Here is a 25,866-nt window from a genome sequence, read left to right as displayed (position 1 = left end):
GAATGTTTTCTTCGTGGCCCTTTCCGAGAGCCATCTGCTCCACGCCGGCCTTTCCTTCAAAGGCGTCGTTTCCAAGAACGGACGAGACGTCCGTGCAGCCGGGGAAATCGTCGATAGCCAAGGCCGAAATCTGCCACACCTGGACTCATAGAGCAAACGCCCCATCCATTCCCACCCCGCCCGCCCGGCTCCGCCGCGGCGGGTTTTTCATTGGAGGTATATCGATGCCCGAGAACCATGAACTCGCCCTTGCCAAGGCCTGGCTGGAACGCGAGCGGGCCGAGGATCCCGCCCTCGCCGATCTCCTCGCCGGGGTGCCCGAAGCCCTGTTCGGGCCGGGACCCCAGCGCGTGAGCTATGAGCATTGGCAGCTCATCGCCAGGACGGCCGAACCGGCCCGGGACCGCGGCGATGACCGACGCTGATGGCAACCCGTCCGGAAGGCCACGCAGCCCCCGGCGCAGGCCGGGCACGGCGCCCAAATCGGCCAGCACGGGCCTGGGCGAAGCCTTTCTCGCCGCCCTCCATGCCGATTTCCTCGCTCACGGCGCCGGGGCGATCGAGCGCGTGCGCCTCGACAACCCCACCGCCTACATCAAGCTATGCGACGCCCTGCTGCCCAAGGACGTCGCCTCCCCCCTCGACGAGCGCGGATTGAGCGATGAAGAACTCGACAGGCGCATCGGCGAAATCCTCCGCCAATGCCAGAGCGCCGGCCTTGAAATCGGAACTGCTCAGGCTGCTCGCTGAGAAGAAGCGCCGCTTCGACACGGACTGGCTGCCCCGCTACCGGCCTTATCCGCGCCAGGCCGATTTCCACCAGGCCGGCGCCGGGCATCGCGAACGCCTGTTCATGGCGGGCAACCAGCTCGGCAAGACCTATTCGGGCGGCGCCGAGGCGGCGATGCATGCCACCGGAAAATATCCGCCCTGGTGGCAGGGCCGGCGCTTCGACAAGCCGACGATTGCCTGGGCCGCCGGCGTCACCGGCCTCGCCACGCGGGACACCGTGCAGCGCATGCTGGTGGGGCGCGCCGAGGCCGTGGGCACGGGCACCATCCCCGGGGCCGACATCGTCGGCCTGGTCTCGGCGCGCTCGACGCCCGGGCTGATCGATTCCATCCGCGTCCGCCACGTCAGCGGCGGCACCTCCACCATCGGGCTCAAATCCTACGAGCAGGGCCGCGAGAAATGGCAGGGGGAGACGCTCGACTGGCTGTGGTTCGACGAGGAGCCGCCCGAGGACATCTATACCGAGGGCCTCACCCGCACCAACGCCACCGGCGGCATCGCCTGGATGACCTTCACGCCGCTGCTCGGCATGTCCGAGGTGGTGCGGCGCTTCCTCTCGGAGGCGAGCCGGGACCGCAGCGTCACCACCATGACGATCGACGATGCCGGCCATTATTCCCCCGAAATGCGGGCTCGCATCGTCGCCGCCTATCCCGTCCACGAGCGCGAGGCCCGGGCCAAGGGCATTCCCATCCTCGGCTCGGGCCGCATCTTCCCGGTGGAGGAGGCGATGATCGCCGTCGACCAGATCCGGCCCGAGCCGTTCTGGCCGGCGCTCGGCGCCATGGATTTCGGCTGGGACCACCCCTTCGCCGCGGTGATGGGCTATCACGACCGCGACGCCGACGTGGTCTATCTCACCCGGGCCTTCCGGGCGCGCGAGCAGACACCGCTCCTGCATGCCGGGGCGCTCAGGGCCTGGGGCGACTGGCTGCCCTGGGCCTGGCCGCATGACGGGTTGCAGCACGACAAGGGCTCGGGCGAACAGCTCGCCGAGCAATATCGCCGCCAGGGCCTCGCGATGCTTCCCGAGCACGCCCGCTTCGAGGACGGCTCCAACGGCGTCGAGGCCGGGCTGATGCTGCTGCTCGACCGCATGCGCACCGGCCGCCTGAAGGTCTCGCGCCACCTCCACGAGTGGTGGGAGGAGTTCCGCCTCTATCACCGCAAAGACGGCAAGGTGGTGAAGGAGCGCGACGACCTGATGAGCGCCACGCGGTACCTGATCATGATGTTGAGGTTTGCGACAATGAACCCGGCCGCCCTGGACCTGATGCGCCCGGAACCGCAGCCTTACGACCCGCTGAGTTATTGAGTGGTAGAGGTGAGGAGAGCCGCGTCTCCCCTTTTCCTCCGCACCCCTCCCCTGGGATAGCGCCTCCTTTCCTGCGTAACACGCTCGCTCTCGCCCCCCTTTTTTGGCCAGCCCCGTGTTTCCTGGAACGCATCCCCCGACATCTCAACGCTCACCTTTTCAGAGGAGCCCTGAAGCATGACCTATAACCCAAAACTCCGCTGTCTTTATCCTGCCAGCCGCGCGAGCGCGGCAAGGTTCATATTGCTACTTACGACGCTTTTGAGCACGCCCGCACTCGCGCAATATGTGCCACAATCATCCGTTGGCGCGGCAAACGGCGTAGCGCCCCTCGACGGGTCGGCTCGCGTCCCGCGGGCAAACTTGCCGGAGGACATGGTCAATCTCTCCAAGCTCGGCGCCAAACTCGACGGCTCCGCCAGTGATCAGATCACGGTCCAAAATATCTACGACAATGTCCTGCCCTCGGGTTCCGTTATCCAGGTGCCTCACACCAGCCTATGGAACGGCACAATCATCGCAACGGATCCGAATAAAATAGAAACTTGGATTTTCAATGGAACTCAGCCGGGCGCCTACCCGCCCCCTGTAGGAGATGGCGACCTAACGCTAAGTTATAATAATGCCTCTTTTTACGCAGCAAAAAGTCTTATTAATACGAAGAAATTCAACTACCCAGCGAGTTTTTTTCTTTGGAACATGGATAAAAACTTTCTTGGCCCATGGTCAGGAAATTACCAGCAATATTCGGCGTCCAACAGCGTTGCAGTCACAGGCCCGACGTCTACGGGCAACACCAGCGCAATATACGGCAAATTGGACTCTTTCGGACAACACCCGTCTGCTGCGTACGATGTGACGGCCATGCTTGAAACCAACCGCTATGGCCAGAATTCGACCTGGGGTTTCGTTAACCAGAGCTACGATTTCACCGGTCGGTTGCCTCAAGCTTTTTCCAACTGGATGGAAGAGGGGAACATCAAGGCAAATGGATATGACTGGATGCCTTGGGATTCCAAATATTATAACGCTGGGGTCGCCGGCGGCCGGGTCGGATTTTATCTGAGTTTCATGCCAATGGATCTGTGGAATCCAGCAGATCCAACCAATGAAGGGAACTGGCGCTGGTTTTCGAACAAGCCCGTCCATTCGCTTGACGAAACCTCGAGCCCAGATACAAGGAAGGGCGCGAGCGTCGTGAAAATAACGGCCGCGGACGGCAATACCTACACTTGGTATTGCACGAAAGGCGGCACAACGGGAGTGACGCAGCCACACTGGCCCGAACCGGCAAGATTCGTTGGAAAGATTACAGGCGACCAGCTCGAAGTGACTTCTCTCGTGGCGGGTTCTCTCGCGGCTGATAGCTACATTTCCGCGCCTGGCTTTACCATTCCTCTGAAGATAGTGGCGCAGACTTCCGGTACAACCGGAGGAATTGGCACTTATACTTTGAATAATACTGGCGGTAACTCCAAGTCCGGCGGCATGTTTGCTGCACCGCAGATTCCAGACAACGACGTAATCTGGTCATTTGGCAACACTTTCGACCTCGAAGTAAGCCATGCTTTCTTTTTCAACGGAGATGTAAAAGCCGCCACCGTGTTTGGCGGCAATTCAAGAATTGGCAATGCCGTTTTGGACACCTCGGGATTTAAGCTCGATTCCAAAGCAGCGGCCATTCGCTTAGCTCCTGATCAGACGATTGATTTTACAAGTCGAGCGAGTCTCAAAGACAACCCGGATGCATCGACCATCAATCAACACACGCTGCGTTATTCGACCTGGGTTGGCAAAGGCGCGCTGGCTTACACCGCCGGCCAGAAGGTGCCGTTCACACTTGATGATGATGGCAACGCAACTTTTACGGGTCACTTGACCGCTCAGCTTGCTACACCAGCCTCATCGAGCGCTCCCTGCACCGCGGGTACGCAGCAAGCCGATGCCAACTATGTTTATGTCTGCGTGGCTCCCAATAGCTGGAAACGTGCTGCTCTGAGCAGCTTCTAGAGGCTTCCGCAAGCCCCCTGGAAAGAGAACAGGCCCCCAACGACGCGCCTCCACGCTCTTTTCACGCATCTTCATCCCCAGCCCCGCCCCTCCAGGCGGGGCTTTTCTTTTGCCCCGATGGATCCCGCCATGCCTCGTTTTCCCGACTATCGAGCCGAGATCGGCCTCAACCCCGGCTCCACGCCTCAGGTGCGCACCGGCGCCGAGGCGATCGGCCAGGGCCTGCAGGCCCTCGGCAGCGGCCTCACCGCCGCTGGCGAGGGTCTTGCGGCCTACCAGGCCAAAGCCGCGCGCGAGAACGCCTTCGACGACGAAGCGCGCTTCGCCCAGCGCAACCGGGAACGCCAGGCCGAATTCGAGGCGGCGACCCGAAACATGCCTCCGGGCGGCGGCGGCTTTGCCGCTCGCTATCTGCAAGCCACACAGAAAGGCGACAGCGCGCTGATCGCGAAGACTTCGCCGGGCAATCGCCCCGCCTTCGCCGCCAGGCTCTCCGCCCAGCGCGAGCTCGACGCCGAGAAGGCGGCCATCTACGAGCAGCAATACCGCGCCGGCTACGAGGCCCAGGAAATCGAGGGCTCGCGTGCCGAGGCCGAACAGGCCATCTCCCGCAATCCTGCCGCGCGCGCCGATGAGCAGCGCCGCTATTTCGAGCAGATCGATCGCTCCGGCCTGCCCCTGGCGCAAAAACAGGTCGGCAGGGCTTCGCCGCCACGGCCTGGAATGCCCGCTATGGGGAGGATCCCGAAGCCGGCGCCGCCGCCTTCGGCCGCGGCCCGGTACCGACGGGACGATTCCAGACCCGGCTGGTCAGCGGCGCCGGGACGGATATCGACGGACTCAGCCCCGCCACGAAGGCCCTGCTCGACGGCATGGTGGCGGCCGGCGTCGTGCCCGAGCTCAAGGTCAAGTCCGGCCGGCGCGACCAGGCCGCCAATGCCGCCGCGGGCGGTGCCAGGGGCTCGCAGCATCTTGCCGGCAATGCGCTCGACATCGACATCGCCGGCAAGTCGGACGCTGAGAAGGCTGCCATCCTGGCGGCCGCCGTCGCCAGCGGCGCCCGCGGCATCGGCCTTTATGCCGGCGGCAGGTCCCTGCATGTCGATACCCGCCAGGCGCCCACCGTGTGGGGGCTCGATGAGGCCGATGCCTATCGCGGCCTGAAGAAGCCGGACGGCACGCCCGACATCGAGGCCACGCTCGCCAAGGCCCCGGCCTGGGCCAGGCCGACACTGCAGAGGCTCTATGGCGAACCGGTGGGCACCCTGCCGCTTCCCGCCTTCGGCGAGACCCCGGTCGCGGCCTCGCCCGGCGCCCTCGATTATTTCGGTCTGGTGCGCCAGCACGAGAGCGGCGGCAACGACCAGGCGGCAAGCCGGGGCCCGGACGGGCAGACCGTCGCCGTGGGCCGCTATCAGTTCACCGCCGGAACCTGGGCAGCGCTGGCGCAAAAACATCCCGGCCTCGAGCTCTCCGCCGATGGCCGCGGCGATCCCGACCAGCAGGAAAGGGCAATGCGGGCCCTGACGGCCGACAACCAGGCCGCTCTTGCCAAGGCTGGGCTGCCGATCACCGGCGCCAACACCTATATGGCGCATTTCCTCGGCGCTACCGGCGCTGTGAAATTCCTGCAGGCCTTGCGGGAAAACCCGGAGCAATCGGCCGCCGAGCTGTTCCCGGCGGCGGCCGCCAGCAACAAGGGGGTGTTCTACGACCACAACAGCGGCGGCGCCCGCTCGCTCGCCGAGGTCTATCGGCGCCAGACCGCTATGTTCGGCGCCGATGCCGGCCAGCCCATCTATTCCGCCGGTCCCGGCTATGCCGACGCCCCGGCCGATCCTGCCTTTGCCGACATCCCGCCACGGGAACAGGACCGGCTGCTCAACCAGGCTGCCGCCCGCAGGAGGGAGGGCGAATCGCTGTCGCGCGGCGCCCTCGAATCCGGCGTACGGGATGCCACGCTGGACCTGACCACCATCGGCCGCCATGACGGCCCGCTGCCCGGCATCGCCGATTTCACCAAGGCCTATGGCCCGCAGGCGGGCGCACAGCGCTATGCCGACTTCCAGCGCATCGTCAGCCTCGGCGCCGATATCGATGCCATTAAGGCAATGACGCCGGCCGAGCAGAGCGCCTGGCTCGCCCGCTTCACCCCCCAGGGCGATGGCCCCGATCCGGATGGCGCACGGGATCGCTACGCCAGGGCCCGGCAGGCCATCGCCCTCAATCTCGCCTTCCGGTCGAAGGACCCCAATGCCTATGTCAGGGCGCTCAATCCCCGGATCGACCGGCTTTGGCAAGAGGCAGGCAATTCGCCCGAACGGTTGAAGGCGGCCCTGTCGGCCACCAATGCCGCCATGGACAGGCTGGGCATGCCGGTGGAAGAGCGCCGCCTCATACCCAAGGCGATGGTCGACCAGGCGCTCGCCGCCTTCGGCGATCGCAGCAAGCCGATGGCCGAGCGGCTGGCGCCCTTGCGTGCTGCGATCGTCGCCGGCGCCGATCCCGGGGCGCAGCAAGCGATCTTCGGCCAGATGGTATCGGCGGGCCTGCCGCCGGCGCTGGAATATGCCGCCATCGCCTATGCCAAGGGCGACGCGCCTTTGGCAGAACGCTTTGCCACGGCCGCGCTCCGTAGCCTCGACGCCGGCGACAAGACGACGGGCGACCCGGCGGATGCCTCCTTCGCCAGCCCGGCCGCCGCAGCCAACGCCCCCGCTGGCCCGGCCCCGATGCGCTCCCTCTCCGGCCCCGCCATTGATCTCGGCCCCGCCGCCGCCCAGGCCCTCGGCTCCAGCCTCACCGGCGACGAGCGGGCCAGCCGCGCCGAAACCGTTCGGACCCGCATGATCGAAGACGCCATGCGCAGCAATGGCGGCGACCGCCCCGCCGCCATTGCCCAGACCGACCGGGATCTTGCCAGCCTGCAAGGGGATGGCTGGGCGCCGGGGATGTTCATGCGGGCACCCATGGCCGGCGCCGGTACGCAGTTGGCCTTCCAGAACACCGAGAACAATCCAGCCTTTCCTGGTGCGACTCAAAGCGATGGCGCAAGCCGAATGCCAGCTCCGCTCCCGGGAGGGAAATCCAAGATTGGAAAGGGGCTCGGAGCAGGGCTCCTGGGCATAATTGGCGGCGAGATCAGCAACAGCATCTGGCCTCAACCCGAGGAAGGCTCCGAAAATTATCCCGATACCTCAATTCCCAAAAGCTACTACGTCCCGGTCGATCCGCTCGGCAAGGTTCTTGTACCGCCCGCGATAACGCGCCTCTTTCTGGACGGCCAAAAGGATTTTGCTCCCGATCTTCCGGCGGAATTCAAGGAGCGTTCCCTCTCCATCGAAATCGGCAATGTGAACTCCGCGATACAGGACGCCCGGTTCCAGCTCATGCGTGCCGAACGTCAGGGAGATCCGCAGCCCTACTATACGGCGACCAGCTGGGACGGCCTCAGCTACGACATCGCCTTTGCACCGGAGAAAGAAGCAGACGGCACGGTCACGGTCACAGCCATACGCCCGCGTGGGCGGTTGACCAACTGGGTTCAGCAGGCAATCGGCCAAAAAGACCCGATGCCCGGAGCATGGTGGGGGACGCCGCCCAAGCCTTTATGGGAGGCCGATGCGCCGCAATCGGATCCGATCCCAATCGGCACACCAGGCATCCCCAATGCCTCGCCAGCCAAAGAGCCAGCGATCCATCGCCCTGTCTGGACCAAGGACAATCCCTATGACGAGGTCACTTATGACTCCGAGCTAAAACGAACAGGTAACTCGGCACTTGCTTTGGAGGTCGCCAAAGCCGCCTATCGAACTCGGACGGATAATCCCAGCTCAGGGGGAAGCTTTAGCGCCAGCGGTGGCGGCCAGTCACCGCCACCGCGAAGGGTGACACCGGAAACCGATTGGGTCAAAGATTTTCTTGAGAAACTAGCAGGCGTTAAGGAAGATTGGGCAACCAAAGCTCTCCATTATCAAAAAAACAACAACAGAACACTGCCACAGCCAGACGTATTTACTATCGGTCAGACTGATGGCCCTCCGATCTACTCCGTCAATCCGGGATCCAGGCCTGATCGAGGCGATAAGAATAAAGACTCACTGGCTGCAGACTCCGTACGAAGAGAGAACAGACCACCCTCTCGCGACGGTACAAGGCCGAATGAGACAATGTATGATGCGCATGCTGAGCTATATGTTTTGCAGCAGCTTTACGACCAAGGCCGCACACAAGGCAGGAGCTTGAGGATGGTCGTGTCAGGACGCGATCTATGCCCCTCCTGCCGTGAGCACCTTCCCGCAGCCGCCGAGAAAGCCGGATTGAAGGAATGGACGATCTACGAACAAACTAGCGGCAAGACACTATACTGGAAGAGCGGAGATCCAAAATTCACCGCATCGGACGGAGATTGAAGATGCCAGAAATACTGCGCAAACATCTAAGCCTTAGCTGGCATTTGGATGACGACCAATATGGTCATCGTTCCATTCGCAATCCCCCTTGGGATCGAGTGCTTGAGAAACTAACGATGCTCGAACAGCAAGGCACAGGAAATGTCAGGCTCGACGCCAACGATAATGACAGCAAGACGCTCGACAAAATGCTGAATGTCGAAGCGCATCAAGGAAATTTTCAAATAGAATTCTACGATGTCGTCGATGGAGAGCGCGTATATCGTTGCATGTTCGATGAAGCAAGGCCAGCCGGTATAATCGACTTTCCCGATGAGCATGATTGGAATGAACGCTGCATCACCCAAGACTTCCCGCCGATCCGCCAGATGTTCAAGGAGTTTCTTGAAACGCAGAACGTGACCTCACCGCTGCTGACATGGCCCCCCAAACCCAAATGATGGTCATAGGGTTACGCTGATGGCGAATCTGGTTGATGGTGCATCGTAAGCAGCTGTAAAATTGCTAAAACTTTGCCGACTACAAGATTGACCGACGCCCGCATTCTTGGCATACTACGACCATAAGAAATTGCGCCCGGCTCACAAGGCTGGGCGCTTTGCGTTTGGGGTGCCGGCGCTCCTGTGCCAGGCCTGGTCGCAGCATTCGTCCTCCCCGTGAGCGCGGAGGTCCCAAGCAAGGCTTCCGATAGCATGTCCGTCACCATTCGCCCCGCCACGCTGCGGGACATGACCTTTATCGCCGCTACCATGCGTGACCAGGACAGGCGGGAGATCCGCGCCGTGATCGAGGAAAGCGATACGGCCATCGGCACCATGCTGTTCCATTCCTCCACCGATCTCGCCTGGACGGCCTGGATCGAAGGCGATCCCGTCGCCGCCTTCGGCGTCACCCGCCTGTTTCCCGGCCTCGGCTCCGGCTGGGCCTATGGCACGCGCCGGATGCGCCGGGCCATTCCCGCCGTCACCCGCTTCGCCAGAAGCAGCGTGCGGCGGTTGCTGATTGCGGAGGGCTTCCGCCGCATCGAGGTGCGCACCGCCATCGACCATGATCTCTCGCATCGCTGGCTGGAAGGCCTGGGCTTTCGGCGGGAAGGAATTGCCCTCGACTACGGTCGCGGCGGCCTCGATTTCGTGACTTACGCGGCAACGGGAAGTCGCTCCTGAAGCCGGGTGCACGGGCGTCTCGCGCATTCCGCCTTTCCGGCAGGCAGTCTCTCCAAGAGGCGGACGCCGCGACATGCAGACATGTCGCTGTGACGTCCGCGGTCCCAGCCGCATCGCTTCATGCGCGATGCCGGGAAAGTTTGCTCAGAAAACGCCGAGGCTGGGACCGCGGACGTCTCGTCCGCCTCTTCCCGTCATACACATCACCTCCAAGAACGGGCGAGACGCCCGTGCATCCGCCCCCAACGAAAGGCCAGACCATGTGCTTCAGCGCGCCCAAGCCCCCGCCTCTGCCTCCGCCGCCGCCGGTGCCGAACCGCCAGGACGACGCCAACCAGGCCGCCGTGCAGACGGCCCTGCGCCGCGTGCGCAACCAGAACGGCGCCGCTCAGACCCAGCTCACCGGCGGGCTCGGCGATCCCAATTACGGCCAGAACGTCAATGTCCAGCAGCTCGGCCGCACGCAATAGAGCAAGTGAGCACCACACCATGAGCATCGAGAACGACCTCGTGCAGCGCCTGGATGCGCTCGCCAACCAGCGCACGCAATGGGAGGCGGTCTGGCAGGAGATCGCCACCTATTGCCTGCCCGACACCTATCGCTTCCTGCCCGGCTCCTCCTCCCTCAATCCCAGCGCCTATGACAATTTTGCCCAGGCGCCGGTTGCGGTGGAGCGCGGGCGCCAGCGCTTCGACGACACCGCCATGCGCGCCGTCGACCGGCTGGCCTCGGGCATGGAAAGCCTGGTGACGCCCCAGTCCGAGAAATGGCACGGGCTGGCGGCCACCGATCCGCTCGCGCCCGAGGAAAGCGACGAGGAGAAGGAGTATTTCGAGCGCTATCGCGACTACATGTTCGCCGTGCGCTACAACCCGCGTTCCGGCTTCATCGGCGCCCACCAGAAGGCGCTGCGCTCGGCCATCGCGCTCGGCACCGGCATTTCCTTCGCCGAGGAGAATCTCGGCGCGGGCAGCGCCGCCGCGCCGGTGCTCTACCGCCATCTGCCGCTCAGCCAGTGCTATCTCGCCGTCGATGCCCAGGGCGAGCCCGACACGCTCTATCGCAAGTTCACCATGACGGCCCGCCAGATGGTGCAGCAATTCGGGCCGGACAAGCTTGCCGACCAGGTCGTGAGGGCGGCCGAGAACCAGGCGGAGAAGGATCGCGCCTTCACCGTCATCCATGCCGTGCAGCCGCGCCGGGAAACCGGAATGGGCGCCGGCTCCGGTGGCGGCACCAACCGCAAGGCGCCCTTCGCCTCCTTCTATGTCGACCGCGACCACATGAAGCTGATCGGCGAGAGCGGTTTCTACGAGTTCCCCTTCATCGTCTATTACTGGGCGCCGGTGGATGTCGACGGCCCCTATGCCCAGTCGCCGGTGATGCTGGCCATGGCCGACATCAAGGGCCTCAACGCCATCCGCAAGCTCTCGCTGCGCGGGCTGCAGGGCTATATGGACCCGCCCTGGGGCGTCGCCCATGACGGGGTGATGAACCGGCCCAACCTCAATCCGGGCAAGATCAACTACCGCGCGGTCAGCCAGGACGGCCGGCAGCTGATCGTCCCGCTCCAGCCCGGCGCCCGGCCCGATTTCGTCAACGAGATCCTGGCGGCCGAGCGCCAGTCCATCAATGACAGCCTCTATGTCTCGCTGTTCCAGATCCTGATCCAGAACCCGAACATGACGGCGACGGAGGCGATGATCCGGGCTAATGAAAAGGGCGAATTGCTGGGGCCAGCCGGCGGGCGCATCCAGATCGCCATGGGGCGCGACGTCGACCGCCTGGCCGGCATCATGGAGCGCAAGGGCGCGATGCAGGCCGGCTCGCCGCTGGAGCCGCCCGACAGCCTCAAGGGCCGGGAGTTCGGCGCGCGCTTCACCTCTCCGCTCGATCGCCTGCGCCGCAGCCAGGAGGGCATCGGCATTCAGCGCACGCTCTCCACCGTGCTGCCGCTGGCGCAGGTCGATCCCAGCGTGGTCGACAATTTCGACCTCGACGCCATCGCACGGACCGTCACCGAGATCGAGGGCGCCCCCCACAGGATCCTCAAGACCACCGAGGAGCGCGACGCCATCAGGCAGGCCAAGCAGCAGATGCAGCAGGCCCAGGCCGCCCTCGAAATGGCCAAGACCGGCGGCGAGGCGGCCAAGAACCTGATGCCGGCGGTCGGCCAGGCTGCCGCCATTCTCGGCAACGGTATGGCCGGCGCGCCGGAATAAGGCGGCCGTTTTCTTCCTGGGACCGCCGGCTTTCAGTCGGCCTCTGGAATCGCTCCGCTCGCGGACAAGCAAGAGCCGGCTGAAAGCCGGCGGTCCCAGGAAAATCTCCCCCAGCCCCGCCCTTCCAGGCGGGGCTTTTCTTTTGCCCCGATGGATCCCGCCATGCCCCGTTTTCCCGACTATCGCGCCGAAATCGGCCTCACGCCCGGCGCCACGCCGCAGGTGCGCACCGGCGCCGAGGCGATCGGCCAGGGCCTGCAGGCGCTCGGCAGCGGCCTGAGCGAGGCGGCTATCGGCCTCGCGCATTATCAAAAGCGCGCCCGGCAGGAAGCCGCCTTCGACGACGACAACAAGCTCGGCCTCTACAAGCAGCAGCGGCAGGCCGCGCTTGCCGAGGCCGCCAAGACGATGCCGGCGGAAGCGACCGGTTTTACCGCCGGCTTCGCCAAGACGGGCGCCAAGGCCGACGCCGCCTTTCTCGGCAGCATTTCAACCGGCAATCGCGAGCGTGTCGCCGCCGACCTCCAGATCTTCAATGACGGCCTGATGAACGAGGCCAGCCAGTTCGAATATAAGGGGCGCGGCACCTACGAAACCAATGCGATCACCGCCGCCTACCAGGCCTCCCTCGTCGGCATCCGAAGCAATCCCTCTCGGCGCGATCAGGCGCTCGCCGCACTCAATGCCAAGATCGACGGCGCCACCTCGATCCCCGCCGCCGACAGGGCGCGGCTGAAGCGGGACATCGCCGCCGGTTCCTCGATCGAATGGGCGAAGGGCATGGCCGGCAGCGATCCGGACAGGATGCACGAGCTCGTCTGGGGCGCCAAGACCACGATTCCCAAAGGCGCGATCGGCCCGGCCCAGGCGGACCGTGAATCCGCCGCGATGTCCTATTTCATCGGGCGCGGCTACAGCCGGGAGCAGGCGGCCGGCATCGTCGGCAATCTCGTGCATGAGAGCGCAGGCCTGGCCCCCTCGAGCCGCAACCCCGGCGACGGTTCGGACGGCTCCGACAGTGTCGGCATCGCCCAGTGGAACGGCACCCGCGCCAAGAGCCTCAAGGCCTTCGCGGCCGACAGGGGCAAGGATTGGCGCGATCTTTCCGTGCAGCTCGCTTTCGTCGATCACGAGCTGAACACGGACTATGCAGGCGTGAAGGCCAGGCTGCGGGCCACCAATACGGCCGACGAGGCCGCCGGCGTGTTCGTGACCGACTATGAGCGCCCGGCCGGATCGCAGGGCGGCGCCGCCGCCTCGCATGGCTGGGACAACAGGCGCAACCAAGCGCGCCGCCTGGCCGCAGGCGACTACAAGCCGGGCGAGGTCGAGGAGAAGGCGCCCGATCCGGTCGTCACCTCCCTGGCGCCGGATCAGCGCGACGGGCTGGTCGCTTACGCCCGGGGCCAGCGCAGCCAAGGTCAGGCCGTGGCCCAGGGCGACCTGGAACCGCGTATCCAGGACGCCACGCAGGCCCTGACCACCATCGGCCGCTATGACGGCCAGCTGCCGACCCAGGCCGAGTTCACCGCCAGCTATGGCCCGCAGGACGGCGCGCGCCGCTACAGCGACTTCCAGCGCACGGTGAGCCTCGGCGCCGACATCAGCGCCATCCGGGCGATGACGCCGGCCGAGCAGACCGTCTGGCTCGCCGCCCGCGCGCCGAAAGGCGAAGGCCCCGCCTTTGAGACGCAGCGCCAGCTCCATGAGCGGGGCATCAAGGCCATCGCCCTCGACCAGGCATTCCGCCGCAAGGATCCGAATGGCTATGTCCGCAGCCTGCATCCTCAGATCGACCGGCTGTGGACCGACGCGGGTACTTCGCCCGAGCGGTTGAGGGCGGCGCTTGCAGCCACCAATGCCGCCATGGACAGGCTGGGCATGCCCACCGAGGGACGGGCGCTGCTGCCCAAAGCGATGGTGGATCAGGCGCTCTCGGCCTTCGGCGATCGCAGCAAGTCGCTGGCCGAGCGGCTGGTACCCCTGCGCGCCGCGCTTTCCGCCAGCGCCGACCCCGGGGCGCAGCAAGCGATCTTCGGCCAGATGGTATCGGCGGGCCTGCCGCCGGCGCTGGAATATGCCGCCATCGCCTATGCCAAAGGCAACGCGCCCCTGGCAGAACGCTTCGCTGCCGCCGCACTCGGCACCGGCGGCAAGGCGACGGGTGGCGCTGATGATGCCTCCTTCGCCAGCCCGGCCGCCGCAGCCAACACCCCCGCCGGCCCGGCCCCAATGCGCTCCCTCTCCGGTCCCGCCATCGATCTCGGCACCGCCGCCGCCCAGGCCCTCGGCTCCAGCCTTACCGGCGACGAGCGCACCAGCCGCGCCGAAACCGTTCGGACCCGCATGATCGAGAATGCCATGCGCAATAACGGCCGCGACCGCCTCGCTGCTATCGCGCAGACTGATCGAGACCGAGCCAGCCTGGAAGAGGATGGTTGGGTACCAGGGATGTTTGTACGGGAGCCAGAAGGGGTGGCGCCGGTTCAAGTGGCCCAAATAGCGCATGCTAGCCCGACAACCGCAACCACCAGCAACTTGATCGGAATAGCTAATGGGCAGATGGGCAACGGCGCCCAAAATATGGGTACAAAATCCAGATTCGACACATTTCCTATTGGTCAGGACGTCATCTCTTATCTCATTGAGAATGCTCCCGAGATGGAAATGGATTTCCAGACATCGGTCGACACATCGCGCTCGGCCAGATTGGATCAAAAAGATATCGTCGACGGCGCCAGAAAACTTCCGCCAGGTGTTCCGAAAGATATGGATTTTGACACGACATCTCGTGGAGAACTCGGTTCGGAAGGAAATGCGCGCGCCGCCTCCGCAGAAACGGGCGAACTCTTGAAAATTCTTCGAAAGGGACAAAACAAATCGCATGTGCTTGGCATGGCGCCGGCGTTACGAAAGCAACTTGCTGCAATGCTTCACGATGCACCACCCGAAGTACGAAAAGCTCTGTCTATTGTGTCTGGGTATCGTTCGCCAAAAAGGCAAAAGGAACTCTGGGATCAAGCACTGATCAAATATGGCTCCGCTGCAGTTGCACGTCGTTGGGTTGCACCACCAGGCAAATCGCAACATGGATTTGGCAACGCAATGGATCTCTCATATGATCATTCGAGTGCTAAGAACGGGGCAAGGATTTCTGCTGCTGGGCTCATTGCGAAAAATTGGATGCATGCCAATGCAAGGAAATATGGCCTTATATTTCCGCTTACGAACGAGCCGTGGCATATCGAGCTTGTTGGAGCACGGACTCGAAAAAAATGAACGAAATTTTCTTCGGAAAGCCGTCTTCTTGCACGATTATAGCAATATAATGAAAGAATCGAACAAAGTATGCAAGAACTTCAAATATAATTTGATAATTATATTTATACTAACTGCAATACAAATATTTTTCTCATTTATTGCGAGAGCCGAAGAAAGGCGATTGGTAATTTTTGGAGATTCGATAAAAACATTTCACATGCCTAATGGAAGTAAGCGTTATTTGGTTGAGCCAGCGAACGAGCATACAGCATTTTTATTGTCCAATATTTGCGATCTAGCTGGTTTTTCCGATCAAAATTGTTTGATTTTTCCGCAAACTGCTCCAATAGGGAATAATGCCCTGGGGGGTATCGACGATGGAAATTTGGTTGTCATATTCAAGAATATCCCAGAAATCGCAGATAACGGGGAAATCAGCGCTCTGATCGCGCACGAGATCGGTCATTTTCGTTGCCGTCATCATCTAGGTTCCCATGCTTTCGACGTTACTTTTGACGACTGGCGACCCGAGCGCGAGGCCAACATGTTTGCGGGTGCTGTACTTCGGCGTATGGGCATGACATTGGACAAGGCAAAACGCATTGCCCGAGGCGCCCTATCGACAAGACCCTCAATGCCAAAACCTCCTTCCCAACTGGTTGAGCAGTCTGTCGAGGCGGGGTGGCTCAACGCCGACAAGGCACTTGAGTGTAATGCAGCTACAAAATTGCGGTGACAGCCCAACGGGACGAAGTCCGTATTGGCAGTGCCACCGGGTGCCCGCAGCCCTTCTCGACTCGGCCTTTTCCTGAGCGTCGAGCTCAAGCGCGACGATAAAAAACAAAAATTTTGCCGACTACAGGATTGACGAAGTCTGGCCTTCATGGCATATTAAGAGCATAAGAAATTGCGCCTGGCACACACAGCCGGGCGCTTTTCGTTTGGGGCTATCCCGGGGCTCACACGTCAAGCCTAGCCGCGATATTCCTCCTCCCTCACAGGCGCGGAAATCCAAGCAAGGTTTGCCGCTCGCACGTGCCACCGGAACCAGCGAGAGTTCCAAACCATGATCGCGGCCAGCACACGGCTGCCGGCGCCCTCTAGTCAGTCTTCGTACCCCGCCCCGCTTCGGCGGGTTTTTTATTGTCCAAATCGGAAGCCCCGCATGCCCAATCCCTCCGGCGGCCCCGCGCGCGCCGCCCTTGCGATCAACTGGCTGGCGCTCGCCAGGCTGTTCCGGCGCGCCCGCGGCGGCGAAGCCGCGCTCAAGCTGGCGCTCGCCTATCACAACGTCTTCGATATCAGGAACGAGGACGTGCAGATCGTCCTCGCCGACCTCGCCGACTACACCGGCTTCTACCGGGTGAACGGGGAAGGTATCCCACCCGACGACCGCGCGTTTTCGGATGGCAAGCGGGCCGCCTTCGGGCGGCTTTTTCGTTTTCTCAACCTGACTGACGAGGAGAAGGCCGCGCTGGTGCAAGCCGCGCGCACCGAGGCCATCGCCAGTTCCAACGAGGGCATCATCTGATGATGGATCCGGCAAACCCTGGGGCCGCCATGGCGGGAACCCCGGCAGACGCCACCGTTCCTCCGGCCAATGACGGGTCGCCGGCCGGCGGCGCGACGGACTTCCTTGCGGGCCTGCGCAATGCAGAAAGCCGGCAATGGGTCGAAAGCAAAGGCTACAAGGCGCTTGATCCCCTGGTCGAGTCGGCGCGTCACGCCGACAGGCTCCAGACGGAGTACAACGAGCTCAAGGCCAGGGCCCTCATACCGCCGGCCGCCGATGCCGGGCCCGAGGAATGGCAGGCCTTCCATGCCAGGCTCGGCCGGCCCGAGACGGCCGAAGGCTATGAATTCCGCATGCCCCAGGGCCTGCCCGAGGGTTTCGCCTATGACAGCGACAGCGCCGGCGCCTATCGGAGCTGGGCGCATGAGGCCGGCCTCACGCCGAGGCAGGCCCAGTCCCTCCACGATCGCTTCGTGCAGCACCAGGCCGGGCAGCAATCGACCTATGTGCAGGCCATCGTGGAGCGCGGCGAGGCCGCGCAGGCAGCCCTGACCAAGGCCTGGGGCGACAGGAATTCGCAGGCCTTCCGCCAGAATGTCGAGTTCGCCGATCGCTTCATCCGCCAGAACGGCGGCGAGGCGCTGATCGGCGAGCTCAAGTCGAACGGGCTGTTGTCGCCCGACGGCTATGTGCTCTCCCCCGCTCTGGCCCAGGCCATGGCGCGGGCGGGCCGGGCGCTCTACGCGGAAGACCAGTTCGCAACCGGCGGTGTGGCGGCTCAGTCGAGATCGGCAGCCGAGACCCTTTATCCGGTCGATCCGTTCCGGCGGTGAGACCTTTTTTCAAGGAAGCAGACCATGGCCGTCATCGGCAATTCCTATCCTACGCTGGTGGATGTCACCAAGCGCCTCGACCCCAACGGCAAGCCCGCCGTGGTGGCCGAGCTCCTGTCCCAGCTCAACGAACCCCTGCAGGACATTCCCTGGATCGAGGGCAACCTGCCCACCGGGCACAAGACCACGATCCGCACCGGCCTGCCGCAGGCGACCTGGCGGCGCCTCAATTACGGCGTGCCGCCGGCCAAGAGCACCACGGCCCAGATCACCGATGTCTGCGGCATGCTGGAAACCTATTCAGTGATCGACAAGGACCTCGCCGATCTCAACGGCAACACCGCCGCCTTCCGCCTGACCGAGGACACCGCCTTCATCGAGGCGATGAACCAGCAATTCGCCCAGGCGCTGTTCTATGAATCGGTGGGCGTCAACCCCGACCGCATCACCGGCCTGTCGCCGCGCTATTCGAGCCTCAGCGCCGGCAACGGCGTCAACGTCATCGATGCCGGCGGCACCGGCGCCTCCAACACCTCGATCTGGCTGGTGGTGTGGGGGCCGAACACCATCCACGGCATCTATCCCAAGGGCACCACGGCCGGGCTCACCCACCAGGACGTCACCACCTCGGCGCCGATCCTCGACCCCAATGGCGGGCGCTACCAGGCCTACCAGACCAAATACCAGTGGAAGTGCGGGCTGACCGTGCGCGACTGGCGCTATGCCGTGCGCATCGCCAATATCGACACCACCACGGCCGCCGGCGGCCTGCAGTCGGCGACGCCGCCCAACCTCTACCGCCTGATGGTGCGGGCGATCAACAAGATCCCCTCGCTCAAGATGGGCAAGCCCGCCTTCTATGTGAACCGAGCCGTGAAGACCTGGGGCGACATCCAGGCCATGGAAAAGTCCACCCTCGCCTTCCAGACGGTGACGGACGCCCAGGGCCAGCCTTTCCTCTCGTTCCGCGGCATCCCGGTGCGCCTGACCGACCAGCTTCTCAACACCGAGGCCCGCGTGGTCTGAGATCCGCCTGCCTTTCAGAATGAGGCGCTCAATCCTTCCCCGGCTGCGGGGAAGGTGTCGCTGCAGGGCAGCGACGGGAGGGGGAGAGTAGCGCCACGCTTCCCCTGCCGGCCTTCGGGCCATCCTCCCCGAAACCGGGGAGGGATTGCCACGCTTCACGCGTCCTTCCCTTTCCTTCCCATCATCGGAGCCAAGTCCATGATCCTGGACCAGCAACTTCTGCTGTCGGACAAGCAGGCGATCACCGCCAGCGCCGTCTCGACCAACACCATCGACCTCACCCAGCCCCGCGATCTCGGCCCTGGCGACAGCCTGGAACTGGTGATCCGCGTCAATACCGCACTCACCGGCGGCACCTCCGTGCAGTTCGCCTATATCACGTCGGCCAGTGCGGACCTGTCGTCTCCCAGCGTCATCGTACAGACGCCGGCCATCCCCGCTGCCAGCCTCACCGCCGGTTCGGAATGGCTGCGCGTGCAGGTGCCCGCGCTCTCGCTCGACGCCCAGCGCCAGCGCTATCTCGGCGTGCAGTACACCGTGGCCGGCACCTTCGCCGCCGGCACGGTGACGGCGGGCCTCGTCGCCGACCGCGAGGCGATCGTCAACTACCCCTCCGGCCTGAATGTGGGGGGCTTCTGAGATGGCGCGCTATCTCGTCAAGGCCAAGGCCTATGTCGATGGCCGCATCATCGAGGCGGGCGAGGAAGTCGAGCTCGTCGGCAAGGTCCGCGAGGAGGACGAGCATCTCGAGCTCGTCCCGGACAAGGCCAATGAGCGTGAGGCACGGAAGGAGGCCGAGGACGTCGATGCCGCCATCCGTGCCGAGGCGGTCAAGGCCAAGCTCGTCGACGATGCCGGCAGCGCGATCGACGAGGCGACGCCGATCGAGATCGTGACCCGCCGGCTCGCCGAATACAAGCAGGCCAACGCCTTCAGGTAAGGCCACGCTTCAGATCCGACCGGGCGGCGCGCGATGTTTCGCGTCCGCGCCGCCCCGACGAGACCAATTTTTCGCGGCCTGGAGGCCCCATGTCCGTCAATCTCGACATCACCGAGATCTGCAACCTCGCCCTGGATTATCTCGATGAGGCGCCTCTGGCCTCCATCGACGACAATTCGGCCGTGGCGCGCTGGTTTCGGCGCAATTTCTGGCCGATGGCCTGGAGCCTGATGCGCCGCCATCCCTGGAATTTCGCGATGGCACGCACCCTCCTGCCGGAATCGGCGACGCCGCCGGCCTTTGGTTGGGCCCACGCCTACGAGCTGCCGGTGGACTGCCTGCGCGTGATGCCGCTGACCGCGGACGGGACGGAGAGCGGCAAGACCGTTCCGCACAAGATCGAGGGCAGCCAGATCCTCACCGACGAGCCGGCCCCGCGCCCCGTCCGCTATGTCAGGCGTGTCGACAATACCGGCCAGTTCGACCAGCAATTCACCGATGTGCTCGCCCTGGCCCTGGCGCAGAAGGCGGCGCATTTCGTCACCGGCAAGGCCTCCTATGCCGAATCCCTCGGGCAGAAGACGCAGGTCGCCCTTTCCGAAGCGCAGGCGATCGACGCACTGGAAGGCACGCCGGATGACCCCGAAGACAATTTCTGGATCGAGGCTCGTTCCTGATGGGCGCTTATGAACTCAAGCCGGTCTTCTCGCGCGGCGAGCTTTCTCCCAAGCTGCACAGCCGCGCCGATCTCGAGCATTTCAAGACCGGGCTGAAGGAATGCCAGAACTTCATGGTGATGCGCCAGGGCGGCCTCACCCGCCGCCCCGGCACGCAATTCGTGCAGGAGGTGAAGGATTCCTCCCGCCCCGCCCGCTTCATTCCCTTCATCTTCTCGGCGAGCCAGGCCTATATGCTGGTGTTCAACGCCGGCGTATTCAGGGTCTACACGCTGGGCGGGCGGGTCGGCAGCGTGGAAGTAACCCATCCCTATGCCGATGCGGACCTGTTCCAGCTCGATTTCGACCAAACCAACGACGTGCTCGACATCACGCACAAGGGCTACCAACCGCGGCGAGTGAAGCGGCTGAGCGACACGTCATGGTCGATCGAGACCGTAAACTTTCGGTTTGGCCCTTTTTTGCCAGTGAATGACACGGCAACTACGCTGACGCCTTCCGCGACGGGAAATCCGGTCCCGAAGATGACGAGTAACACCGCACCGAGCGGAACGGCCGCCGCCGGCAGTACAGGGCTAGGTGCGCCGTGGAACGCTTTCGATCGTGATTCTGGCACAGCCTGGCACAGCAATACCCCCTCAAACGAGTGGGTCTCCTACACTTTTCCCAGCACGAAGATCGTCGTCGGGTATTCAGTTTCGGCTTATGCCGGTCTTGTGGCTGCTACCCCTGTCACTGATCGCGCGCCGAAGTCTTGGACCTTTGAAGGGTCAAACGATGGTACGAACTGGACGGTACTTGATAGTCAATTCGCGCAAAGCAATTGGTCAGCCGGAGAGACCCGTTATTTCAGATTCACCAATACAACGGCCTATACCGGCTATAGGTTGAACGTCTCAACCAATAACGGCGGTACCGTCATCACCGTGGGTGATCTAGCCTTCACCGAAGACATGGCTACAGCGCCAGCCATAACAATCACAGCCTCGTCGACGACAGGCATCAACGCAGGAGCCGGTTTCACGACGGACGACGTCGGGCGCATCATTGCGCTGCTCGGAACAAACGCAGTTTATCGCGCCTTCGTCATAACCGCCGTCACCTCGACCACTGTTGTGCAGGCCAAGCTTGATGATGCTCCGCTCCCTATTGCGCAAGGTACTTTGCAATGGCGTCTCGGTGCTTGGGGCAAAACACCGGGATGGCCGGCGCATGTCGCCACTTTCGAGCAGCGTAAGGTCTATGCCCGCACCAACACCCAACCCTCCGGCATCTGGGCGACCAAGACCGGCGGTTACGGGCGCGAGCTGGACTTCTCCGTCTCCGTTCCGGTGAAGGACGACGACGCGATTTCCTTCACTCTTACCGATGTCAACGAAATCCAGTGGATCGCCGAAGGCGCGGATCTCCTGATTGGCACGGCCGGCGCAGCCCGCACGATGGGACGCGATAGCCCGAACCTGCCCTTCTCGGCCAACAATTTCCGGCAGGCCCTCGCCTCGACCTATGGCTCGCAAGCGATCCGGCCCGTGAAGGTTGGAAGCTCGACGGTCTTCGTCTCCAGCTTCGGTAAGGCGCTCCGCGAATTTGTCCAGGGCGACAGCGGAGCCGGCTATGCGACACCCGATATCTCCGTGCTTTCGGATCACCTGTTCGCTGCCGGAATCGCTGAGCTCTCCTATGCCCAGGAGCCCGACAGCGTGGTGTGGCTGCCCAACGGCAAAGGCGAACTGATCGGCCTCACTTATGAAAAGGACCAGTCCATGGCTGGCCTGCATCGCCATCTTATGGGCGGCAGCGGTTTCGTCGAGAGCTGCGCCACCATGCCCGGCCAAGGCAGGAACGAGGTGTGGCTGATCGTCCGGCGCATGATCGGCGGCGTGAGCAGACGCTATATCGAGCGCATGGCGGCGCCCTTCGAGGCGGCGACCGCTACGCCCGACAAGGCATGGTATCTCGACTGTGCTCTGCAGTATGGCGGCGCCCCCGCCACCGGCGTCACCGGACTTGGCCACCTCGAGGGCCAGCGCGTCGCGATCCTGGCGGATGGCGCGCGGGAAACCGACCAGATCGTCGCCGGCGGCGCCGTTTCGCTTGCCTCGGGGCGGCCGGCCAGCACGATCACCGTTGGCCTGCCTTACCTCTCACGCGCCCGCCTGATGCCCTCCCCCGCCTCGGCCGGCGATGGTTCGGGCCTGGGGCGGCGCAAGAAGATCGTCTTCGCCAAGATCGACTTCCTCTCTACCGGCTCGCTGCGCGCAGGCCGGGACGAAGCGACAGCCGAGGAGATCACCCTGCGCCATACCAATGACGATCTCGGCGCAGCCGCCCCGCTCGCCACCGGCTTCTACGACGCCCGTCCGCAAACGAGTTGGGGCGACAAAGGCGAACTCATGCTGATCGCCGACGGCCCGCTGCCGGCGACGATCCGTTCCATCACACTCAACACCGATCCGGAGCCCTGACCATGTGCCCACCGCTTTTTGCAGCCATCGGAGCCGGACTGGCTTCCGCGGCCTCCGCCGCCGGCTCCGCCATTTCGGGCATCGGCCTTGGCACGGCAGCCTCGATCGCCGGCACCGGCCTGTCGACCATCGGCGCCATCCAGCAGGGCAACGCCGCCAAGGCCCAGGCCGACGCCCAGGCCGAGGTTTATCGCCGCCAGGCCCAGATCGAGACGATGACAGGCGAGTACCAGGCCAGCCGCAAGCAGGACCAGATCGACAGCACCATCGGCACGCAAACCGCGCTTACCGGCGGCTCCGGCGTCAATCTCGACGGCTCGCCCTCCGACGTCATCGGCTCGACCGCCAGCGAAGGCGCGCTCGACATCGCCGCCATTCGCTGGAACGCCAAGAACCAGGCCAACAATCTGAACTACCAGGCCAGGCTCGCCAACATCGCCGGCAGGAATGCCCAGACCGGCGGATACTTCAATGCAGCCGGCAGCTTGTTCGGCGGCCTGGGGCGATTGGGAAAAACGGCTTGACCTTCCGGCGAAAGACGCAGGCCTAACATTGATGAGGATGCTCTTCCGTTTGGATAGATCGCCTGCCGTCAGCCCGGAAGAGTGGAAGACCGGGTTCCAGGCTCTGCGTACGGCGAGGGCGTCACATGTTGCAGCCACCAGCGAACATCGCCCGATCACGCCTTCTGTATGCCAGGCACTATAAGCGCCGGCCGTTGAGCTCGGCGACGATGCCCACGCCACCTATCTCGATTCACCGCCGAGGACATCTCGTTTCGTGCCCTCTCCGTCCGCTCCTCAACTCCACATCCGCCCCCAAAGTCCCGCCTCACAGGCGGAATTCTGTTTGCCGGAGCCTCCATGACCATTCCCAGCTATGACAATCGCCGTACCTATGCGGGCGACGGCAGCACAACCGCCTTCGCTTTCCCGCCCCCGTTTACGGCCAACACCGATCTTGTGGTGCAGATTCAGGCCGCAGACGGGGCGACCGTCACCAAGACGCTCGGCATGGACTATATGGCGGCCGGCGCCGGTTCACCTGCAGGCGGCAGCGTGACCATGACGGCCGCGCCGACAACGGGCACCACGCTGATCATCTACCGCGACGTGCCGCTCACTCAATCGGTCGATCTGCAGGATGGCGGCCCTCTGCCGGCGCCAACGATCAACCGGGCGCTCGATCGCATCACCATGTGGGGTCAGAGGCTGAAAGAACAGGTCGTCGCCCTCGGCGCCCTGGCGAACCAAACGGCGGCCGGCCTGATGTCGCCCGCCGACAAGGCGAAGCTCGATGGGATTCAAGCTGGCGCGCAGGTCAACACCGTGACGTCGGTTGCTGGCAAGACGGGCGCCGTGACCCTCGTCAAAGGTGATGTCAGCCTCGGAAACGTCGACAATATCAGCGACCTCAACAAACCGATTTCGACGGCGACGCAGGCCGCGCTGAACACCAAGGCCAACACCTCCGCGCTTGCGGCGGTGGCCTTCTCCGGTGCAAAGGCTGATGTAGGACTCGGCAATGTCGACAATACCGCAGACACGAACAAGCCCGTTTCCAGCGCCCAGGCTGCCGCCGACACCGCAACACTGAACAGCGCCAAGGCCTACACGGACAGCAAGGCCAACAAGGCTAGTGTCGGCCTGGGGAACGTCGACAACACCTCCGACCTCAACAAGCCGATCAGCACCGCCACGCAGGCCGCTCTCGACCTAAAAGCGAATACCTCCTCCCTTGGATCGGCAGCGTTCCAGCCGTCGACGGCGTTCGCCACCGCGGCACAGGGAGCAAAGGCCGACACTGCCGTGCAGGGATTGCAGGCGGGCCTGAATATCGAGATCGACAATACCGATCCGCTTCACCCCAAGGTAACTGCGGTTGGCTCGGCTGTCGGTGGCGATGTCACCGGGCCTGCCGGTGGCGTGGCAGCGAATGAGGTCGTGCTGTTCGATGGAGCCACCGGCAAGCTGATCAAGGGTAGCGGCATTCAAATCGCGAATGTTGCGAAGATCAATGCGGTGCAGACCTGGACGACGAAACCAACCTTTTCCGTCGGCGCACAAACCATATCATCAGATCCCGCCGCCAATCCAATTGGCAGCAATGATGTTGCCAGTACAAAGTATGTTTTCGATTTATTCAACTACTTTTATTCAACCGGAAGTATTGTTGGTAGGGATAGCCCCGCATTCACCGGGAATCCTACTGCACCGACACCACAAGCCGGCGACAATGACACTAGTATCACGACGACAGCCTTTGTGAAGGCAGTTCTGGGCAATTTCGCCGGTTTCGTCTTTGCGAATGCCAACATCGCTTTAACAGCCGCCGACCATGGCAAGGCCATTCAGGCGAGTGCGGCCAGCCCCTTCAACATCGCTCTTCCTGCTGGCGGCGCATGGGGTGCGGGGCTTGCCGGCCCGGCGATCCATGTCTTCAATCACGGCACCGCTGACGTCACCATCGTTCGGCAGGGGAGCGATTTCATCTATTGCCCCCCGGCTGGACTCGGAGGGGCCAACACTTCCTTAATCCTCCGCCCCGGCGAAGATGTCGTGCTACTCAACCGCGGTGGAACGGAATGGGATGTCTGCGGCGGCAGCTGGCTTGCGTCCAACGCGATTGTTATTCCTCCAAAGGTACTTGCAGGACTCAACGCTGGCTTTGCTGTCGGAGATATTCTTTATGCGGACACCACAACCACACTTGCCAAGCTAGCCGGTGTGGCGGGAGGCAATGTGCTTCGCTCGGGCGGTGTGGGAGTGGCGCCCTCATGGGGCAAGGTCGGCCTGACAACACATGTAAGCGGCACCCTGTCTGTTGCCAATGGCGGCACTGGAGCAACAGCGCTGGCAACAACAGCTAACGTGCAGGCCGGCGCTGCCTTCATTCCAACGATGGATGTCGTACTTTCTGCGATGGGATGGGTTGCCCTAACCGACGCCGCAACGATCGCCGTCGACCATGCAGGTGGAGTCAACCGTGCAGTCACCATTGGTGGTAACCGGACCATTTCGAGCCCGACCAATGCCAAACCAGGTTGGCCGCTCAATATCGAGATTACGCAGGACGGTACCGGTAGCCGAACTGTGTCGTGGGGGCCGAACTTCTCCTTCGGCGTTGGGGGCGCTCCAGCGCTCTCTACAGCCGCGGGGGCTGTTGATCTCGTTTGCTTTGTCTGCCGAGGGACAAACAAGTTCGTCTACACCGGCATTGTTAGGGGGATCTAA

Annotated in this window: 20 protein-coding genes; all 20 read left to right on the top strand. The window is 63.4% G+C overall.

Annotation, left to right across the window (positions count from 1 at the left end):
• Nucleotides 1-224 precede the first annotated feature (224 nt).
• Nucleotides 225-425 carry a hypothetical protein gene (locus C5L14_RS21155; protein ID WP_105864059.1) on the top strand — a complete coding sequence of 67 codons (201 nt, stop codon included), beginning with the start codon at nt 225-227 and terminating at the stop codon, nt 423-425.
• Nucleotides 412-750 carry a hypothetical protein gene (locus C5L14_RS21150; protein WP_105864058.1) on the top strand — a complete coding sequence of 113 codons (339 nt, stop codon included), beginning with the start codon at nt 412-414 and terminating at the stop codon, nt 748-750. Before C5L14_RS21155 ends, C5L14_RS21150 begins: the two co-directional genes overlap by 14 nt.
• Entirely contained in the window at nt 662-2,107 is a 1,446-nt protein-coding gene (locus tag C5L14_RS21145) for a terminase large subunit domain-containing protein (protein WP_105864057.1), read from the top strand. Before C5L14_RS21150 ends, C5L14_RS21145 begins: the two co-directional genes overlap by 89 nt.
• A gap of 177 nt (nt 2,108-2,284) precedes the next feature.
• Nucleotides 2,285-4,117: a hypothetical protein gene (locus tag C5L14_RS30055; protein ID WP_146126987.1), complete on the top strand. Its 1,833-nt coding sequence runs from the start codon at nt 2,285-2,287 to the stop codon at nt 4,115-4,117.
• Between the two features lie 890 nt (nt 4,118-5,007).
• Nucleotides 5,008-8,529 (top strand): cytidine deaminase-like fold-containing protein, encoded by a 3,522-nt coding sequence (locus C5L14_RS30855; RefSeq protein ID WP_181161276.1) that lies wholly within the window; start codon nt 5,008-5,010, stop codon nt 8,527-8,529.
• A 2-nt stretch (nt 8,530-8,531) separates the two neighbouring features.
• Nucleotides 8,532-8,969 carry a DUF6911 family protein gene (locus C5L14_RS30050; protein WP_146126986.1) on the top strand — a complete coding sequence of 146 codons (438 nt, stop codon included), beginning with the start codon at nt 8,532-8,534 and terminating at the stop codon, nt 8,967-8,969.
• A 252-nt stretch (nt 8,970-9,221) separates the two neighbouring features.
• Nucleotides 9,222-9,695: a hypothetical protein gene (locus C5L14_RS21125; protein ID WP_105864053.1), complete on the top strand. Its 474-nt coding sequence runs from the start codon at nt 9,222-9,224 to the stop codon at nt 9,693-9,695.
• A 230-nt stretch (nt 9,696-9,925) separates the two neighbouring features.
• Nucleotides 9,926-10,165, top strand: coding sequence for a hypothetical protein (locus tag C5L14_RS30430; RefSeq protein WP_181161275.1), 240 nt, complete (start codon nt 9,926-9,928; stop codon nt 10,163-10,165).
• Nucleotides 10,166-10,184: 19 nt separating this feature from the next.
• Nucleotides 10,185-11,918 carry a portal protein gene (locus C5L14_RS21120; RefSeq protein WP_181161274.1) on the top strand — a complete coding sequence of 578 codons (1,734 nt, stop codon included), beginning with the start codon at nt 10,185-10,187 and terminating at the stop codon, nt 11,916-11,918.
• Between the two features lie 408 nt (nt 11,919-12,326).
• A complete protein-coding gene (locus tag C5L14_RS21115; RefSeq protein WP_146126985.1) occupies nt 12,327-15,197 on the top strand; it encodes a phage tail tip lysozyme in 2,871 nt (956 codons plus the stop codon).
• A gap of 49 nt (nt 15,198-15,246) precedes the next feature.
• Nucleotides 15,247-15,915 carry a M48 family metalloprotease gene (locus C5L14_RS30045; RefSeq protein WP_181161273.1) on the top strand — a complete coding sequence of 223 codons (669 nt, stop codon included), beginning with the start codon at nt 15,247-15,249 and terminating at the stop codon, nt 15,913-15,915.
• A 429-nt stretch (nt 15,916-16,344) separates the two neighbouring features.
• Nucleotides 16,345-16,710 carry a hypothetical protein gene (locus tag C5L14_RS21105; protein ID WP_105864049.1) on the top strand — a complete coding sequence of 122 codons (366 nt, stop codon included), beginning with the start codon at nt 16,345-16,347 and terminating at the stop codon, nt 16,708-16,710.
• Nucleotides 16,710-17,525 carry a hypothetical protein gene (locus C5L14_RS21100; RefSeq protein ID WP_105864048.1) on the top strand — a complete coding sequence of 272 codons (816 nt, stop codon included), beginning with the start codon at nt 16,710-16,712 and terminating at the stop codon, nt 17,523-17,525. The genes C5L14_RS21105 and C5L14_RS21100 overlap by 1 nt, the downstream gene beginning before the upstream one ends.
• A 24-nt stretch (nt 17,526-17,549) precedes the next feature.
• Nucleotides 17,550-18,551, top strand: a complete 1,002-nt coding sequence (locus C5L14_RS21095) for a major capsid protein (RefSeq protein ID WP_105864047.1) — start codon at nt 17,550-17,552, stop codon at nt 18,549-18,551.
• Nucleotides 18,552-18,749: 198 nt separating this feature from the next.
• The gene (locus C5L14_RS21090) at nt 18,750-19,190 is read left to right on the top strand and encodes a Bbp16 family capsid cement protein (RefSeq protein ID WP_105864046.1); all 441 of its coding nucleotides are present in this window, start codon (nt 18,750-18,752) and stop codon (nt 19,188-19,190) included.
• 1 nt (nt 19,191) lies between these two features.
• The gene (locus C5L14_RS21085; protein WP_105864045.1) at nt 19,192-19,491 is read left to right on the top strand and encodes a hypothetical protein; all 300 of its coding nucleotides are present in this window, start codon (nt 19,192-19,194) and stop codon (nt 19,489-19,491) included.
• An 89-nt stretch (nt 19,492-19,580) separates the two neighbouring features.
• Nucleotides 19,581-20,168: a hypothetical protein gene (locus C5L14_RS21080; protein WP_105864044.1), complete on the top strand. Its 588-nt coding sequence runs from the start codon at nt 19,581-19,583 to the stop codon at nt 20,166-20,168.
• Complete coding sequence (locus tag C5L14_RS21075) at nt 20,168-22,633, top strand: discoidin domain-containing protein (RefSeq protein ID WP_105864043.1); 2,466 nt, start codon at nt 20,168-20,170, stop codon at nt 22,631-22,633. The genes C5L14_RS21080 and C5L14_RS21075 overlap by 1 nt, the downstream gene beginning before the upstream one ends.
• Nucleotides 22,634-22,635: 2 nt before the next feature.
• A complete protein-coding gene (locus C5L14_RS21070) occupies nt 22,636-23,157 on the top strand; it encodes a hypothetical protein (RefSeq protein WP_105864042.1) in 522 nt (173 codons plus the stop codon).
• A 339-nt stretch (nt 23,158-23,496) separates the two neighbouring features.
• Nucleotides 23,497-25,866: a hypothetical protein gene (locus C5L14_RS21065; protein WP_105864041.1), complete on the top strand. Its 2,370-nt coding sequence runs from the start codon at nt 23,497-23,499 to the stop codon at nt 25,864-25,866.

The organism is Labrys okinawensis (assembly GCF_002982075.1).
Classification (GTDB): Bacteria; Pseudomonadota; Alphaproteobacteria; order Rhizobiales; family Labraceae; genus Labrys; species Labrys okinawensis_A.
Note: the sequence above shows the minus strand (reverse complement) of the source record. Positions and strands in the feature narration are given on the sequence as shown.